Origin of the sequence: Flavobacterium microcysteis, assembly GCF_006385255.1 — a bacterium.
GTDB lineage: Bacteria > Bacteroidota > Bacteroidia > Flavobacteriales > Flavobacteriaceae > Flavobacterium > Flavobacterium microcysteis.
Genome location: NZ_VFJE01000056.1, coordinates 710,354 through 726,793 on the forward strand (window position 1 = coordinate 710,354; position 16,440 = coordinate 726,793).

At 36.4% G+C, this 16,440-nt stretch carries 18 protein-coding genes and 1 tRNA gene; 6 read left to right on the top strand and 13 right to left on the bottom strand.

The annotated features are described in order from the left end of the window. Nucleotides 1-273 precede the first annotated feature (273 nt). Nucleotides 274-639: a nuclear transport factor 2 family protein gene (locus FJA49_RS16760; RefSeq protein ID WP_140002367.1), complete on the top strand. Its 366-nt coding sequence runs from the start codon at nt 274-276 to the stop codon at nt 637-639. Nucleotides 640-767: 128 nt separating this feature from the next. Here the strand turns inward: FJA49_RS16760 and FJA49_RS16765 are convergent, their stop codons facing one another. The 5 genes from FJA49_RS16765 to FJA49_RS16785 all read right to left on the bottom strand — a co-directional run bounded on the left by FJA49_RS16765 (nt 768) and on the right by FJA49_RS16785 (nt 4,199). After that, the gene (locus tag FJA49_RS16765; RefSeq protein WP_140002369.1) at nt 768-1,184 is read right to left on the bottom strand and encodes an EamA family transporter; all 417 of its coding nucleotides are present in this window, start codon (nt 1,182-1,184) and stop codon (nt 768-770) included. A gap of 120 nt (nt 1,185-1,304) precedes the next feature. Then, complete coding sequence (locus FJA49_RS16770; protein ID WP_140002371.1) at nt 1,305-2,048, bottom strand: COG4705 family protein; 744 nt, start codon at nt 2,046-2,048, stop codon at nt 1,305-1,307. Between the two features lie 118 nt (nt 2,049-2,166). Continuing rightward, the gene (locus tag FJA49_RS16775) at nt 2,167-2,487 is read right to left on the bottom strand and encodes an NAD-dependent epimerase/dehydratase family protein (RefSeq protein WP_199758396.1); all 321 of its coding nucleotides are present in this window, start codon (nt 2,485-2,487) and stop codon (nt 2,167-2,169) included. Between the two features lie 337 nt (nt 2,488-2,824). Then, complete coding sequence (locus tag FJA49_RS16780) at nt 2,825-3,634, bottom strand: hypothetical protein (RefSeq protein WP_140002373.1); 810 nt, start codon at nt 3,632-3,634, stop codon at nt 2,825-2,827. 491 nt (nt 3,635-4,125) lie between these two features. Next, nucleotides 4,126-4,199: transfer RNA gene (locus FJA49_RS16785), tRNA-Met, on the bottom strand. Nucleotides 4,200-4,347: 148 nt separating this feature from the next. Between FJA49_RS16785 and FJA49_RS16790 the strand changes: the two genes are divergently transcribed. Both FJA49_RS16790 and FJA49_RS16795 read left to right on the top strand, forming a co-directional pair. After that, entirely contained in the window at nt 4,348-4,740 is a 393-nt protein-coding gene (locus FJA49_RS16790; protein ID WP_140002375.1) for an START-like domain-containing protein, read from the top strand. Nucleotides 4,741-4,796: 56 nt separating this feature from the next. After that, nucleotides 4,797-5,633 (top strand): aminotransferase class IV, encoded by an 837-nt coding sequence (locus FJA49_RS16795; protein WP_140002377.1) that lies wholly within the window; start codon nt 4,797-4,799, stop codon nt 5,631-5,633. Here FJA49_RS16795 and FJA49_RS16800 read toward each other — a convergent pair. From FJA49_RS16800 to FJA49_RS16820, 5 genes are all read right to left on the bottom strand, one after another. Next, entirely contained in the window at nt 5,630-6,190 is a 561-nt protein-coding gene (locus FJA49_RS16800; RefSeq protein WP_140002379.1) for a YqgE/AlgH family protein, read from the bottom strand. The two genes, FJA49_RS16795 and FJA49_RS16800, sit on opposite strands and share 4 nt — an antisense overlap. A gap of 117 nt (nt 6,191-6,307) precedes the next feature. Further along, entirely contained in the window at nt 6,308-6,586 is a 279-nt protein-coding gene (locus FJA49_RS16805) for an HU family DNA-binding protein (protein WP_056069491.1), read from the bottom strand. Between the two features lie 178 nt (nt 6,587-6,764). Continuing rightward, nucleotides 6,765-7,712, bottom strand: coding sequence for a methionyl-tRNA formyltransferase (gene fmt / locus FJA49_RS16810; RefSeq protein ID WP_140002381.1), 948 nt, complete (start codon nt 7,710-7,712; stop codon nt 6,765-6,767). A gap of 1 nt (nt 7,713) precedes the next feature. Further along, nucleotides 7,714-9,603: a RecQ family ATP-dependent DNA helicase gene (locus FJA49_RS16815; RefSeq protein ID WP_140002383.1), complete on the bottom strand. Its 1,890-nt coding sequence runs from the start codon at nt 9,601-9,603 to the stop codon at nt 7,714-7,716. Between the two features lie 4 nt (nt 9,604-9,607). After that, on the bottom strand, nt 9,608-10,147 hold the full coding sequence (locus FJA49_RS16820; RefSeq protein ID WP_140002385.1) for an AAA family ATPase: 540 nt from the start codon (nt 10,145-10,147) through the stop codon (nt 9,608-9,610). 226 nt (nt 10,148-10,373) lie between these two features. Here FJA49_RS16820 and FJA49_RS16825 point away from each other — a divergent pair, with 226 nt between their 5' ends. Genes FJA49_RS16825 through murA form a run of 3 tightly spaced genes read left to right on the top strand, consistent with a single transcriptional unit; the run spans nt 10,374 to nt 12,746 of the window. Next, nucleotides 10,374-10,658 carry a DUF493 family protein gene (locus FJA49_RS16825; protein WP_140002387.1) on the top strand — a complete coding sequence of 95 codons (285 nt, stop codon included), beginning with the start codon at nt 10,374-10,376 and terminating at the stop codon, nt 10,656-10,658. A 16-nt stretch (nt 10,659-10,674) separates the two neighbouring features. Further along, a complete protein-coding gene (locus FJA49_RS16830; RefSeq protein ID WP_140002389.1) occupies nt 10,675-11,382 on the top strand; it encodes a DUF4290 domain-containing protein in 708 nt (235 codons plus the stop codon). 56 nt (nt 11,383-11,438) lie between these two features. Next, the gene (murA, locus tag FJA49_RS16835; protein WP_140002391.1) at nt 11,439-12,746 is read left to right on the top strand and encodes a UDP-N-acetylglucosamine 1-carboxyvinyltransferase; all 1,308 of its coding nucleotides are present in this window, start codon (nt 11,439-11,441) and stop codon (nt 12,744-12,746) included. Nucleotides 12,747-12,803: 57 nt separating this feature from the next. Here murA and FJA49_RS16840 read toward each other — a convergent pair whose 3' ends face one another. From FJA49_RS16840 to FJA49_RS16850, 3 genes are all read right to left on the bottom strand, one after another. Further along, nucleotides 12,804-15,272, bottom strand: a complete 2,469-nt coding sequence (locus FJA49_RS16840; protein WP_140002393.1) for a DUF5686 and carboxypeptidase regulatory-like domain-containing protein — start codon at nt 15,270-15,272, stop codon at nt 12,804-12,806. A 93-nt stretch (nt 15,273-15,365) separates the two neighbouring features. Continuing rightward, a complete protein-coding gene (gene aroQ / locus FJA49_RS16845; protein ID WP_140002395.1) occupies nt 15,366-15,779 on the bottom strand; it encodes a type II 3-dehydroquinate dehydratase in 414 nt (137 codons plus the stop codon). Nucleotides 15,780-15,886: 107 nt separating this feature from the next. Then, the gene (locus FJA49_RS16850) at nt 15,887-16,423 is read right to left on the bottom strand and encodes a porin family protein (RefSeq protein ID WP_140002397.1); all 537 of its coding nucleotides are present in this window, start codon (nt 16,421-16,423) and stop codon (nt 15,887-15,889) included. Nucleotides 16,424-16,440: the final 17 nt, after the last annotated feature.

A 16,440-nucleotide genomic window follows, 5' to 3' on the forward strand; every position in this document is an offset into this window, starting at 1 on the left:
AATTTCAGGCAATGATTTTATAGTAGCGAGGTTTTTGTTTTTTGGCAAAATCGGAAATATATTTTAGTATCCTCTATGTCAATTTCTATCCTTCTTTTGTACTTTTATGGATAGAATCAATCTTAATGACACGGAAAAGCTTTCTAAACAAATTAAAATTTTAGAAAGAGTCAACCGGGTCAGGGAACGTAAATTGCTAATTGAAATTCTATTGATTTTGAAAAGTATAGAGATACGCTAAAAATCAGATAAAACTTGTGATAATCTAAAAAGATGACAAAAACCGAAATTTTAAATCAGGAAAATAAGCTTTATAAAGCTATTCAGGAAAGTGATATAGTAATGCTAGATGAGCTATTGCATGAAGACCTACTTTTTGTTATTCCGAACGGAGATGTGATTACCAAAGAAATGGATTTGCAGACTTACCGTAGTGGCAACATAAAAATTAATAAACTTGTTCCTAAGATTGAGAACCTGAATTTGTTGGGTGATTTGGCAGTCATCACGTTGACAATAGAATTGCAGGGAAGCTATCATAAAGAAGCCTTTGAAAGCAAGTGTCGCTACATTCGTTTTTGGAAAGAGTTTCCAGAAGGAATTAAGGTGGTTGGCGGTAGCGGGATGGTCATTGGTTAGAAAGCCGAATGGTTCAAGCAGTTAAAAAAGTAGCTTGAAAATAAAAGTAAATAGGATATTGGACTATGATAAAAATCGGGCTTATAATCCGTTTTTTGTTTTGATTTATTGCTTACTTACTGTAATACTTACTTCACAATCAAGATAAGTGTTCCTGCAATAATAAAAGCAGCTCCTATTAGAGTTTTTAGAGTCAGTGCTTCTCCTAAAAATATGACAGCCATAATAATTGTAAGGGCTACACTTAGCTTATCAACCGTTGCTACCTGTGATACATTTCCCAATTGTAAAGCTTTGAAATAAAATAGCCAGGATAAACCTGTTGCTATTCCTGAAATGATTAGGAAAATAATATTTTGTTTTGACAAAGTGCTAATCCCTTTTGCTTCGCCTCTTGCCAACACAATACTCCAGATCATTATTACTATAACAATCGTTCGTATCCCGGTTGCAAGATTTGAATTAATATTGGCTATCCCTAATTTGGCAAAGATTGCCGTAAGAGAAGCGAAAATTGCCGATAGTATTGCGTAAATCCACCACATAATAAATGATTTTAAATTTCTTTATAATAAAAATTGTGTTGCCGTAGTTGCCGATTTTTTAGTCAGACAGCAGTTTGTCAACCTTTTGAATAAACGATATAGCTTAAAAATGAATTATTACTATGATGATTTTGCTGTTGCTTTCTTCTGGGCTATAGCAATCATTATAGCCATGATAAAAATTGAAACCAGAGATGATTGGAGTGTGCCAAGCTCAAGTCCTCCTTTTGCTATTGGCTTTGTCAGAAAATCACCAAAGGTTGCACCAAATGGCCTTGTAAAAATAAAAGCTATCCAGAATAGCGGTATATGATTAAGTTTGGTAAAATAATGCAATACAACTACCACAAGAATTATGATGCCGGTTACTAATGCGCCATACATATAACTCAATCCTAAATTATCACTTAAAAAATCACCAAAAGCAGTTCCCAGACTATTGGAAAACAAGACTGCTGTCCAGAACAACAACTCTTTGTTTCTTTCTACAATAGGATAGACCTCTAAAGAATTATACTTTTTGTACCAAACCACTAAAGTAGCGACTAGGCAAGTAGCTAAGAATATGCTGCCAAAAAGATAGCCCAGATGTAGCGACCGGTCAATAAAATCTGAAATCTCAGTGCCTAGAGTGGTTGTTCCAATGATGACGAGCCAATATTGCAAAGGTTTATACTCACTGGCATTAAGCTGTATCAATAAGGCAACGATAAAAATGACCAAAGTAATCATTATGCCTACTACATAGCCATAATTAAGAGTCATTGAAATAAAATCACCCAGCGTTTCTCCTAAAGTTGTAGCTACCACCTTCATTAGCCAGAATAAGAGGGTAATAGGAGCTACTTTATTTAATTGTTTCATCTTTTTTATATAAAGATAAATCTCAATTTAGAAAAAATTTAGAATTGATAGAAACAAATTGAAATAGATATGCTTTTTTTACTATAGTCTATTTGCTATTGGAAAGTCTTCCTATTTCCTAAACGATTGTTGTATTCATTCCGCCTATTACTTCTCCAATTGCATTAATGGTTAATCGGTCCACTTCTCCGGCTTTTTGATATTGGCTAAAATCATGGATAAATGCAGTATGGATAATGCCATCTGCTTGGGCAGCTCCTTTTTTTAATACTTCCAGATTTTCCAGATTTCCTAATAGTACTTCTGCGCCAGCATCGCTGATGATTTTTGCTGATGCTTCCGAACGGGCAAGTCCGATAATCTGATGCCCTGCACTAATCAATTCCCTGACAACTGCTGAGCCTACATAACCAGAAGCTCCTGTTACAAATACTTTCATTTTTATTGTTTTTATTTTGTTGATACAAAGTTCCGCAGAACTTAAATGAAAGCTGTAGCCGAATGTCAGGTTGTTGTAGTTGAAAAGGTAAAAGAGTAGGGTTTATACAGATTAATTTAGTGAGAAAACTATCAAAATACTTGCTTGTTTTGAGTCTTGAAACCACATTCTGGCAAAGCAGGGCAAAATGTATTTCGATATATTCCCGACCCGCATTATTTGCATAGTAATAAAGGTTTGATGTGCAGAAAAATATTTTCGAAGATATTTCAAGGAGACACCGTACGCTATATGTGCAAGAATATGAAGTTTGATTGCCGAGATATAAGATGGAAAGTTAGTGTTTTGTCCTTATAAGATTAAAAGTGCCTTGTGTTTCAGGTTCTTTAGAATAGTACTTTTCGTTAGTCTTCAAAACTATTCTTAATCCATTTTCAGATTTGAAGTTTCCTATTAAAAATGCGTCATTTTTTCTAAAAGAATATAATCCTCTAAATTTAATGACATTATATGTATTGGTATAATCAGAGTTGGCAAATTCATTAAAATAAAAAAATATACTATCGTTTTCTACAAAACCTTTGATCCTAAATAATAGATATTTTTTCCGTTTTGGATAGAAAGTAAAAACCCCGTCTATTTTTAAATCGTTATATAGTTGTATGGATAAAGTTGCATCGATAGAACCTAAAACATCATCTTCATATTTTCCTTTCCAATAAGTCCCATAGTTGCTACTGTTGCTATATCTTTCTTTCATTACAGAATATGGAATTTTAGATAAAATTTTCTCGTTTGTTAAACTAGGGGGACTAATGAATTGTTTGCTTTGGTAATGCTGTGAATTTACATCGTTATTGATGTCTTTTTTTTCAACATTATGAGCTTTTTCAATTGTTCCACCCGTATGTGTATCAATATCGTTAGATAGTTTTGCATTCAAAGTGTCAGAAGTAACATGGCCCGTACTGTCTGCTTTTATTATTATAGGAGAACCTATAATCGTGTTGTTTTTTAAATCAAGCTTTTTTTCATTACCGGATTTTGTAGCAGGTGGATTAAGTTGGAAGTAAAGTGCAATTCCGCCAAGAATAAGTGCAATTAAGGTTGCTATCTCGGCTGCAATTGTTAATTTTCGATCTGCCATTTTAATATAATAATGAATTTAAAAAGAGGTTATTATTATTTAAGTAACATTTCTTTCACCCACTCAAAGCTAACATTCAATGCCAATTCCTGATTGTATTCACTTCTTGTTTGACAAAGATATTCACATACGTTAATGTCAATATTGTTGTTGAGTCTTATATTTGTGTTTTACAATTTTTTTGGTATTCAGTAACTTACTTTCTTCTGTATCGCTAACCGGATAAGTCTAATTGGTGAAGGTTTGATTGCTGAACTTTTTTATTTACAGGTGTTTAGAATCGTAAAAATACCGATAATCTGGCTAATTAAAATTTCTGCAATAACTTTTTTTTAATTTTTTGAATAAAAGAACAGCTATTTGATATTTAGCTCCTTATACTTTCTCATTCTAAAATTAGGCAATATTTAGTGACCTAATACTAGGTAACGTACTTAAGTAACAAAAAATAAAAAAGCCCTTACAATTTGTAAGGGCTTTTTTAAACCTAGTAGCGAGGACGGGAGTTGAACCCGTGACCTCAGGGTTATGAATCCTGCGCTCTAACCGACTGAGCTACCTCGCCATTTTTGAAGACATGCATCCTTGAATGCGGGTGCAAATATAAAACTAAATTTAAAGCTTGCAAATATAAATGGCCAAAAAAAATAATTTTTAAATTATAGTTATCTTGATTTTATTCTATATATTTCCAAAAAAAATTAGAGCATACTATGGAAGGTAAAATACGTTACGAACTAGAATTTCCTTTAAATTCCTCACCTCAATTACTATATCAGTATATATCAACACCTTCCGGTTTGTCGGAGTGGTTTGCCGATAATGTCAATTCTCGTGGAGAGTTTTTTACGTTCATATGGGATGATGCTGAAGAGAAAGCCAGACTGGCTTCTAAAAAAACCGGAGAAAAAGTAAAATTTCGCTGGATTGATGAAAATGGGCAAGACGGAGACTATTTCTTTGAATTGCGAATCCTTGTGGATGAAATTACAAAAGATGTCTCTTTGATGGTTGTTGACTTCGCAGAAAAAGATGAGGTGGCTGAATCGACTCAGTTGTGGGAAAACCAGATTTCCGATTTAAAACATGTAATCGGATCGGTATAGCAGAATTCACTTTTTAAGACTTATATTTGCCCTGATTTAATTTCAGGGCTTTTTTTATGATTAATTTCAACGGAACTATTACAGAAGACGCAAACATATTAGCTGGTAACAGAGCATTTCTTTACGGGGATTCTGTTTTTGAAACAGTGAAAATTTTGGATGGGAAAGTGCTTTTCCTTGAAGATCATTATTTTAGATTGATGTCCGCTATGCGTATCGTCCGAATGGAGATTCCGATGAACTTCACAATGGAGTACTTCGAAGAACAGATTTTGTCTACTGCTGCTTCAGAAAATTTTTCAGGTTCTTGCCGCACACGTATTTCTGTTTACAGAAAAGAAGGAGGTTTTTACCTGCCTAAAGACAATAATGTGTCATTTTTGATTACAGTGTTGCCGTTAGAAGATTCGGTTTATCGAATTGAAAAAGACCAATACGAAGTCGAATTGTACAAAGATTTTATCGTTACCAAACATTTGCTATCTACAATCAAATCATCCAACAGAATGATAAATATAACCGGAAGCATTTTTGCCGATGAAAATGGTTACGACAACTGCCTTCTGATTAATGATGAGAAAAATGTTATTGAGGCACTAAACGGGAATCTTTTTATGCTGATGGGAACTAAATTGATAACGCCTCCAATTTCTGAAGGTTGCCTTAATGGCGTCATGCGTAAGCAAATTTTAGCTCTTGCTAAAAAAATAGATACGATTGAAGTAGCGGAAGAGCCAATTTCTCCTTTTGACCTTCAAAAAGCAGATGAGCTATTCATCACTAACGTAGTTAGAGGAATCCAGCCTATAACAAAATACCGTAAGAAAGAATATGGGGTAGGGTTGGCAAAAGACTTGCTACTTCGATTAAACGCGCAAATCCGTCTGGGCTAATTCAGTATCGGATTTTCGGGGGCATTGGACCATATGACATAGTCGCCCCCTAACTCGAGGATTTTCTGCTTCCAGAAATCAGTGGTCGATTTGCCTATAATTTTATTCTCGTAAATGTTTTTTGAGATAATCCAGGAATTAGCCTGCATTTCTTTGTCCAATTGTTGCGCATCCCAACCGGTATAACCTAAAAAGAAACGGATGTTGCTCTTTTTGATTTTTCCTTCGTTGATTAGGGCTTTAGTAGATTCAAAATCGCCTCCCCAATAAATTCCGTTGGAGATTTCGATACTGTTCGGAATCATTTCGGGAATATTATGGATAAAATAAAGATTGTCTTGTTCGACCGGACCACCATTATAGATCTTGAATTTGGCGTTGATTTCAGGAATCAGATCTTGTATGGTATATTCCAAGGGCTTGTTAAGGATAAATCCTACAGAACCTTCTTCGTTGTGGTCTGCAAGCAAAATCACTGAGCGATTGAATGATAGGTCTCCGATTATGGATGGTTCCGCGATCAGAAGTATTCCTTTTTTGAGCTTTTCTGAAATCATTTGGATGCAATTTTTACTAAATTTAACAATAAAAAGTTTTTTCTCCAAATTAATTCGATGAATAGTATAAAAAAAGCCCTCCAAATGGAAGGCTTTAATTTATATCGGGACAAAAAACTATTTAGAGTTAACTGATCCTTCTAATTCAGCACCAGCTTTGAACTTCACTACATTTTTAGCAGCGATTTTGATAGTTTTTCCAGTTTGAGGATTTCTTCCTTCTCTTGCAGCTCTAGAAGAAACTGACCAAGATCCAAATCCTACTAAAGATACTCTGCCACCTTTTTTCAAAGTGCCACCTACGTTATTTAAAAATGACTCTAAAGCTAATTTTGCAGCTGCTTTAGAAATTCCTGCGTCAGCAGCGATTGCATCAATTAATTCTGATTTGTTCATAATAATAGTTTTAATTGTTGGTTAAACATTATGTTAATTATAACAAATTTAATAGGATTTCCTTACTAGGCAAGACATTTCGGGTGTTTTTCGCTGTTTTGTTGATAACTTGGGGCTTTTGTTAATAAAACCGGCTTGTTTTTCTCGAAATCGCTGTGAAATCAGTGTTCATGCGGGCTTAGAACGCTTTTGCGTCCGTTCCGAAACTGATACCATTTAATAGTTCCGCAGTCTTTAAATTTTTCTTTCCCGGAAATTGCAATTGGGCTATTTCGATATAACCGTCACTAACCGCAATTTTCATTTCTTTTTTTGTCGTAATGATTTTGCCAATTGTTTCGGAATGGGATTGGGATACAAATTTTGCCTCGTATATTTTTACGTTCCATTCCTGCCCATTATCGCTAAAGAAACTCCAGGCGGCAGGATAGGGAGACAGTCCGCGTATTTGGTTATGAATTTCTTTTCCTGTTCTGTTCCAGTCAATCTTGCAATTGTCTTTGTTGAGCTTGTAAGCTGTTTTTATTTCGGCTGAGTCTACTTGTAAAGTCGTTTCAGCTTTTCCGTTTTCAATCAGTGTTAAAGTCTCAACGACAGCTTGGCTTCCCAGGTGCATGAGCGTGTCGTGTAGTTGCCCGGCATTTTCATCGGGAGTAATGCTTACTTCTTTGCTCAATATCATGGCACCGGTGTCGATTTTGTCATCGATAAAGAAAGTAGTGACGCCGGTTTTGGTTTCACCATTTATAATAGCCCAATTAATAGGAGCTGCTCCACGGTAATTCGGAAGTAATGAGGCATGGAGATTGAATGTGCCAAATTTTGGCATATCCCAAACAACCTTAGGCAGCATACGGAAAGCTACTACTATATGGAGATTTGCGTTTAAGTCTTTTAATTCTGCCAAGAAACTTTCGTCTTTGAGGTTGGTAGGCTGTAATAGTTTCAGGTTTTTCTCCAGGGCGTATTCTTTAATGGCCGAATATTTGATTTTCTGACCACGGCCTGCAGGCTTGTCGGCAGCGGTAATCACTCCAACGACCTCAAAATTGTTATTTAAAATGGTGTCCAGTATGCCGACAGCAAATTCCGGAGTTCCCATAAAAACGATGCGTAACTTTTCCATTCTATTTTAAAGTGTATTTATTGTTGGGCAACAGCTCGATTTTATTTGTTTCCAAAAGCTGTTTCAATGCAAAGATAAGGGCATCATCCGGAAATTTAGAATGAAACTGGATTTCTCTTGAACTCATCGGTGCAGTTTTTAATAAGTGCAGTATTTTTTCTGCGGCAGTGTTAGGAACGCTAACTTTATTCTGTTGAATGCAATAGGAGCAGATGTCGCAATCTTTGCTGTCTTTCTCTCCAAAATAGCTTAAGAGCTGACGACTTTTGCAAGATGTATTGTCGGCTGCATAGTTCAAAACTGCCTCAAACTGATCTTTTTTCAGGCTGTTCTGTTCTTCTAAATATTTTGAAATGCGGTTGATGGTCCTGTCGTCTTCCCGTATCTCGTTAAAAGTAACAGTAGAGTCGTTGTTTTTTGCATGATAGTCAATAATCTGCCTTTCATGTAACTTATGTAAGACGGCCATTACCTGTGTTTCTTTTGCACCGGATTTTTTTGCGACCAGCGGAATGTTTATGGCAGTGACAATTTCATAAATACCGGGATAGGTACGTAGCAATGTCAGTATTATTTCTTCATCCTGCGGATTAAGGCTGACATATCGGATTACTTCCTTAGATTCGATAACAAAACGTACGGTTACCTTTTCTGAAAACTCCTGTGAGAGCGAAATAATTCCTTGTCTGTCCAAAAACTGGAGACTATTAAAAGTCTTTAATGGCGGAAAGCCATATTGGACGCAAAATTGGTTGATATTAAAGGAAAACTGCTCGTTGATCCCTTCTCCGTAAGCAATCTGGAAAAAATTACAGAGCTTGACATACATTTCTTTTAGGAACTTTTTGTCAGGAAGGCTATTCAGGATTTGGTTTTCGGAGTACTGAATGTCAGATGGATTGTTTAGCAGTATGGCAAAAGCCTTTTCTCCGTTTCGTCCGGCACGCCCGGCTTCCTGATAGTAATTTTCCAGATTTTCTGGTAATTGTATATGGATGACTGTTTTTACATTGGCCTTGTCTATTCCCATGCCAAAAGCATTTGTAGCTACAATGACCTGAGCTTTTTCTTCCATCCACAACTTCATGTTCTTTTCCTTTTCAGTGATGTGCAGTCCACCATGATAATAGGTAGCTTTAATGCCAAGCGACTCCAGTTGCGAAGCTGTGTCGAGGCAGGCCTTTCTGTTTCGGACGTAAATTATGGAAGGTTGCGGATTTTTTCGTAGTATCTGCTCAATCCGGTAAAGCTTGTCTTCCGCATTTAAAACCATATAGGCGAGATTTTCTCTTGCGAATGATTTTTGAAAAACAGCCGGATTTTCTATTCCAAGCTGTGCGATGACATCTTTTTTTACACGTTCTGTTGCAGTAGCGGTTAATGCCAGAAAAGGAACTTTTGGAAAATGAGTCTTAAGGGAAGCAATTTTTAAATAGGCAGGACGGAAATCATGTCCCCACTGCGAAACGCAATGCGCTTCATCAATAGCAATAAGATTGATTGGAAGATTTTTGAGTCGGTCTACAACCCAGTCCGCTTGTAGTCTTTCTGGTGATAAGTATAAAAATTTATAATTCCCGTATTGGCAGTTGTCTAAAAGGTCGCTAATCTCATCTGTAGAAATGCCTCCTGTAAGTGCAATAGCTTTAATGCCTATTTTCTGGAGATTGGCAGTCTGGTCCTTCATCAGCGCTATGAGCGGTGAAATTACAAGGCAGATGCCTTCCTGCATCATGGCGGGGATTTGGAAACAGATCGATTTTCCACCGCCAGTTGGCATCAAGGCAAACGTATCATGCCCGTCCAAGACTGAAGTTATAATTTCAGCTTGCGGTGTTCGGAATGAATCGTATTTCCAGTATTTTTGGAGAATCGATAACGCTTCTTGCATGTTTCTAGTTCGAAAGATGCTCTAAGATAAAAAGAATTCTGTTATCTACTGTGTCTTTTGGAACTTCAATCAAGTAATACCCGTAACTTTCGTAAGTTTCTTTTAGGTGTTTGTAGATTAAAGTGGCCTGTTCGTAATTTTCATAGCGTGCATCGTCGCTTTCATAGATAGCTTCCCAAGGCGGCAATATGAAGATTTTGGTGTATTTGTGTTCGCGGCAAGCCTCGTCAAAGAAAGCCGGATAAGCATCGCCAATGTAGTGCATATAGGCCAAAACATCAGGAATACCACGGTCAATAAAAACTACCGGACTTTCCTCTTTCAAGGCTTCGTGGTATTGTTTTTTTCTTCCTTCCAGAAGCAATTCGCTGAAAAGCAGCGGATTTTCAAGAAACAATTGTTCGATTCCCTGTTTTTTTGCCTCCATTGTTACTTCCCGTGAAATTTCAGGGAAACAACAGTGTCCGCGTTCAAGCAGCCCATCAATGATGGTTGTTTTCCCCGTTCCAGGTCCGCCTATGATAACAACAATATCTTTTTGCACTTTTTGAAAAATAAGGGGCAAATTTACTTAAAGATTTTTAAATACTAAAGTGAATTCGTTTTTTTAGAAAGTGATCTTGAAATGAGGAAATAAAATGGATAAAATGGTCAGGATTTGTTTTTTATCGCCTGGGATTTCTGTGGCAGTTCATTTCACATTAAATTAATTCCATACCTGTTAAATCTAAAATCAATACCGTATATTTGCCTTTATTTTAATTTTGAAGATGGATAAGAAGACTCAGGAATTTTATGAAAGGCTGAAAACAGAATTGGATGATGCAAACGTTTGGCCGGCAGAATACCTTTTTAAGTTCATAGTCCCAACCGACAAGCAGAAGATTGACACAGTAGAAAATGCTTTTAACGGCATGGGAGCTGTGATTAATACGACACAGTCAAAAACGGGAAAATTTACCAGTATTTCTGTAAACGTGAGAATGGGAAGTTCACAGAGCATCATTGATAAATATATAGAAGTTTCCACAGTAGAAGGAATCATATCGCTTTAAAGCTTCACGACGATTTATGTATATAAAAGAAAATCCACACGACATCGTTCACCATCTGGAATACAATGCAGAGAGACCGCATTTGATTATTCCGGAATACGGACGTCATTTGCAGAAACTGATTGATCAGGCTACTGTAATTGAAGACAGAAATGAGCGCAACAAGGCTGCAAAATATATTATTGCAGTAATGGGAAGCTTAAACCCACATTTGCGCGATGTGCCTGATTTCCAGCATAAGCTTTGGGATCAGATTTTTATTATGTCTGATTTTAAGTTGGATGTAGATTCTCCATACCCGGTGCCGTCAAGAGAAATGTTGCAGCAGAAACCGGATCGTCTGAAATATCCGCAAAACTTTCCTAAGTACCGATTTTATGGCAACAACATCAAATATATGATTGATGTGGCCAATAAATGGGAAGAAGGTGAATTGAAAAGTGCATTGATTAAGGTCATTGCCAATCACATGAAAAAGTCTTACCTAAGCTGGAATAAGGATACGGTAAAAGACGAAGTGATTTTTGAACATTTGTATGAGCTGTCTAATGGCAAAATCAATCTTAAGACCAGTTCGGAAGAATTGCTGAATTCTACAGATTTGATGCGTACGAACAAAAAAATGTCCAATAAAAATCAATCGCCCCTGCAAAAGCCAAAATCTAAAAATGGTGGCAAGCAGAACAATAATCAAAACAAAAACAATAGAAAACCACAAGGTTAGTAATGGCATTTGGCACTTGCCAATAGCATCTAATCAATAACTCATAATTTAAAAAAATGGAAACTTTCAAGATTGAAGGAGGCGTTCCTTTAAAAGGAGAAATTACGCCGCAAGGAGCAAAAAATGAGGCATTGCAAATTTTATGTGCGGTTTTGCTTACTCCGGAAAAAGTAACTATCAATAACATTCCGGATATTATTGATGTCAATAAACTAATTACTTTATTGAAAAATCTTGGAGTTAAAGTTGAAAAAATAGGTAAAGGTTCTTACACTTTCATATCGGATGAGGTCAATATGGCTTATCTGGAATCAGAAGCTTTCAAAAAAGAAGGAAGCTCGCTACGTGGTTCGATTATGATTGTAGGGCCGCTTTTAGCTCGTTTCGGAAAAGGGTATATCCCAAAACCAGGAGGAGATAAAATTGGAAGAAGAAGATTGGATACACACTTTGAAGGCTTTATCAATCTTGGAGCTTCATTCCGTTATAACAGAGAAGACCATTTTTATGGTGTTGAAGCGACTAAATTAATAGGAACATCTATGCTTCTTGATGAGGCTTCAGTAACAGGAACCGCTAATATCGTAATGGCAGCTGTTTTGGCTGAAGGAAAAACATCAATCTACAATGCAGCCTGCGAACCTTATTTGCAGCAGCTTTGCAAGATGTTGAATTCCATGGGAGCGAAGATTACCGGAGTAGGTTCTAACTTATTGGAAATTGAAGGTGTTTCGTCTTTAAATGGTTGTACGCATACCATTCTTCCGGATATGATTGAAATCGGATCATGGATTGGATTGGCGGCTATGACACGTAGCGAAATCACAATCAAAAATGTAAGCTGGGAAAATCTTGGTGTGATTCCGGGAACTTTCAGAAAACTTGGAATTACATTAGAAAAAAGAGGCGACGATATCTATATTCCTGCTCATACAGAAGGTTACGAAATCCAGAATTATATTGACGGTTCTATCCTGACTATTTCAGATGCGCCTTGGCCTGGATTTACACCGGATCTTTTGAGTATCGTTTTAGTTGTGGCAACACAAGCAAGAGGAAGCGTTCTAGTACACCAAAAAATGTTTGAAAGCCGTTTATTCTTCGTAGATAAGCTGATTGATATGGGTGCGAAAATCATTCTTTGTGATCCGCATAGAGCAGTAGTTATTGGTCATGATTTCAAATCGCAATTAAAAGCTACGACGATGTCTTCTCCAGATATCCGTGCGGGAATTTCCCTGCTGATTGCGGCACTTTCTGCAAAAGGAGTAAGTAAGATTCAAAACATCGAGCAAATCCACAGAGGATATGAAAATATCGAGGAAAGACTAAAAGCATTAGGAGCTAAAATTATAACTGAGTAATTAGGCAAATTCTACTATAAAAAAAGGCGTTTCAATCGAAACGCCTTTTTTATTTGCTTATTCTAAAATGTTTAAGAATTTCAATCCGAAGACAACACCGTCGCCCTGGAAGCCATTTTGGTAGGAGCGTACATAATCTACACGCAACATTCTGAATTTGCCAAAGCCAAGATTGTCTAATCCAACAGAAAACTCAGAATACGGTTTCACATCAGGAACTGCTATCGCATGGTAACCAATAACAAGATTGGATTTCAACTTGTTTAATAAAGGAATCCTGTTCATGATATAGCCCTTAAAATTATGCTCGGCATGAAACTCAATATAAGAGTCGTTTGTGCTATGTGAATAATACGGAAGAAGGTTGAACACGTTCAGGTATCTTTCAGTCTGGCCAATATGCGTCTGGTTTCCGTTAAAGTGCTTGTAATCGGCAAAAGAAATATTGTCTGCATTAAAAAACTTTCCGGCTTTTAGGTTGATTCCCAATTCGCCTTTGTTTCCTAAAGTAACATCGTAAGTCATACGTGCATGTATGGCATCATACTCATATCCTTTTTCGCTTCCTGCAAATGCTTTTTCATAAGTTGCAAAAAGTACAGGATATTTCTCATTTCTGATATTCATTTTTCCGTCTGGTCTTGAAATGTATTCCTGTCCGAAATTCACTCTGGCAGAAATGGAAGCTTTTGCCAGGCGGTGCGTTTCAAAAATTGGCAACGAATTGGCTGTTGGAGCCAATGGATTGTTTGAGGTATATTCCTTATCGTTTTTAATCAATACATAGTCCGTATTATTGAAAAGCGATTTTCTTCTGGAATATTCAACATTTCCAAATAACATTAATCCATTAACAACTTCCTGCTGGTAGCCAATTCTACCAAAAGTCTTGTCGTATAATTTCATATAGTTGTCCTTAAAGAATAAGGTACTTACTGAATTTACAACCTCAGTAATAGCCGAGCTGTTGAATTGTACAATTTGATTACCGGCAGCGGCATAAAAAATAGAATTGTTCTGGTTGTTCAGTCTTGTCGAAAAATAACCAAAAGCTCTTAGTCTGTCTTCAGCGAGCCCATAATTCATTTTTACACCAAAATGGGTATAAGTGTTTTCGTCTGGATTTCTTTTTGTAAAAGAAAAACCTGTATTTAAATTCCAGCCTTGAACGGTGTTAAAGCTAGGTACTTGTATCAGTCCGTCATATTTTATAGCCCAATTTTTATAAGAGTTATTAAATGTATAACCTTCAATAATGTCGAGCGGTTTAAAACGGTTTTTCTTGTTGTCTACAGAATCAAGGTATGTTTTAGACTTACGAATGGTCTGGATACTATCTTTTTTGGTATAGTCTTTTGATTCTTCTTCGGTCAAAGGAACCGGGCGTGCCGCATTCCAAAACGAATCATCTTTTTTGTTGGCTTCCTTGTCAATCGATACGATTTCTTTGGTAAACGTTTTCTTTTCGAACTCCTGTTTGAATTCGTAATTGCTAAACGCATGGGTGAATTTTCCGGTAAACTTGATTCCAAAAAGTCCTGCACTGAAATCTAATGTCTGAAGGCTTTTAGCCCAAATCTTAGAGTTGGAATTGTAACTAAAGTTTTGGGTAAGGTTCATCACTTCAAGAATTGGTTCCTGCATTCTGTAACCTTTGATATCAAGGTCTACGGCATAAATGGCCCAACTATCTTCGACTATATAAATATAACCTTCAAAAACAGGATCGCTGTCTCGTTTTGGAGTTACCTTGATTTTGTTTATCGTATTGTTGTTTTCATCTATAAACGTACCTTCCATTTTAAACTTATAGTAACCAAAAGCATTGTTAGCGATTGGAGAAACCATATTGATGTTGAGATTGATATAATTCTCGTAGAAATCATAATCAGTGTTTCTGGCGGTATTATAGCTGAATCCATTATCGTTTCCGCTTATTTTGGATGCGATGATTTTCTCTTTCAGTTTGTCCGGTTTTTGGTAAGTGACTCTAGATACTGTTTCAGACAAGTACATGATTCCAGTTCCGGTAGAATCCAGAATACCTTGTTCATCTACAGTTTGGCCAAGAATTTTCTTTGGCATATCTTTTACTCTAAAAACACCACGGGAATAGAAATCGGCAGTGAACTTGGCTGTCATTTCAGAATTCTGTTTTTTGGCAGCAATAGCACTTCGGATAATAGCATTAGCCGGGTTTTCTTTAGAATCGATAACGATTTCCGGAATGGCGATGTTTTCTTCCACAAGCGTTACATCTAAAACATAAGGGAATTTATCCACATTTACGGCTATTTTTTGAGTCTTATAACCCAGGAATTGGAATACTACAGTATATTTTCCAGTTGATTTTACACTGAGTTCGTATTGTCCAACCTCGTTAGAAGAGGTGCCGTTATAGGTGTTTTCGATATAAACATTTACGGCTGGTAATGTAGTTCCGGACTGATCCGTAATTTTTCCTTTGATTTGTGCAGAGGCAGCAATAGAAAAGGCTAATAAAAAGAGGGTAATTATTTTTTTCATGCAAAAGAAATAAGTGAAGTTTAAAGTTAGTAATGCGGTCACATTATAAATAGACGAATCTATTTACAAAATGGTTGCATGGGTAAAAAAATATTATAGGAAAGACTTTAGGGCAAGCTTATAGCTGTCTAGCCCAAAACCGATGATGATTCCTTTTGCATTAGGGGAAATATAAGATTGGTGTCGGAAAGACTCTCTTGAAAAAGTATTGGAAATATGAACTTCTATGACAGGAGTAGGGATTGATTTAACAGCATCGCCAATTCCTACGGAAGTGTGAGTATAAGCAGCAGCATTCAGGATAATTCCGTCAAACGTAAAGCCTATTTCGTGAAGTTTACTGATGATTTCGCCTTCGATGTTGCTTTGGAAATAGTGAAGTTCAATGGTTGGAAACTCTGCCTGGAGTACTACGAAATATTCTTCAAAAGTCTGGCTTCCGTAGATTTCTGGTTCTCTTTTTCCAAGTAGGTTTAGGTTCGGTCCGTTGATAATAATGATTTTCATGAAAGATGATTTTTGTAAAAATAGAAATTTCCCTTCTTTATAAAATGTTAAGGCATAAAAAAACCGTTTTGTCAAACAAAACGGTTTCTTTTTAAGAAATATATTTTTTAGAAAAAGTATCCAAGAGATAGCTGGAATACAGCATTTTTAACTTCTGCATCTTTTGACACTTCAGTAAGTCCGATAGTGTATCTTGCCTGAGCAAAAAAGTGATCGGTAATATTAAGTCCTAAGCCTCCCGCTGCTGCGAAATCGAAGCTTTTGTTGTCGAATGCCTCTTTTGCATCATCAACCAAAAATGAAAACTGCGGACCTACTTCCACACTTAACTTTTCAGAAATCAAGTAAAATTTGGCCAAAACCGGAACAGAAACGTAATCCAAGTTGAAATCACCAATTCCTTTTACATCCGCACCTTGAGAAGTATACATCAATTCAGGCTGTAACGAAAAATTTTGAAAAAGTTTTACTTCAGCAACCGCACCAGCATGAAAGCCAGTTCTGCTGCTGTAATCGATACCATCGGCACCTCCGTTAAAGTTGGCAAAGTTAACGCCTCCTTTGATACCAAATTTTAAAAGTTGTGCATCAGCATTTGTTACTCCCGCAATGATTAAAATTGCAGCTACAATAAGTTTTTTCATAATAGTTTTTTTAAGGT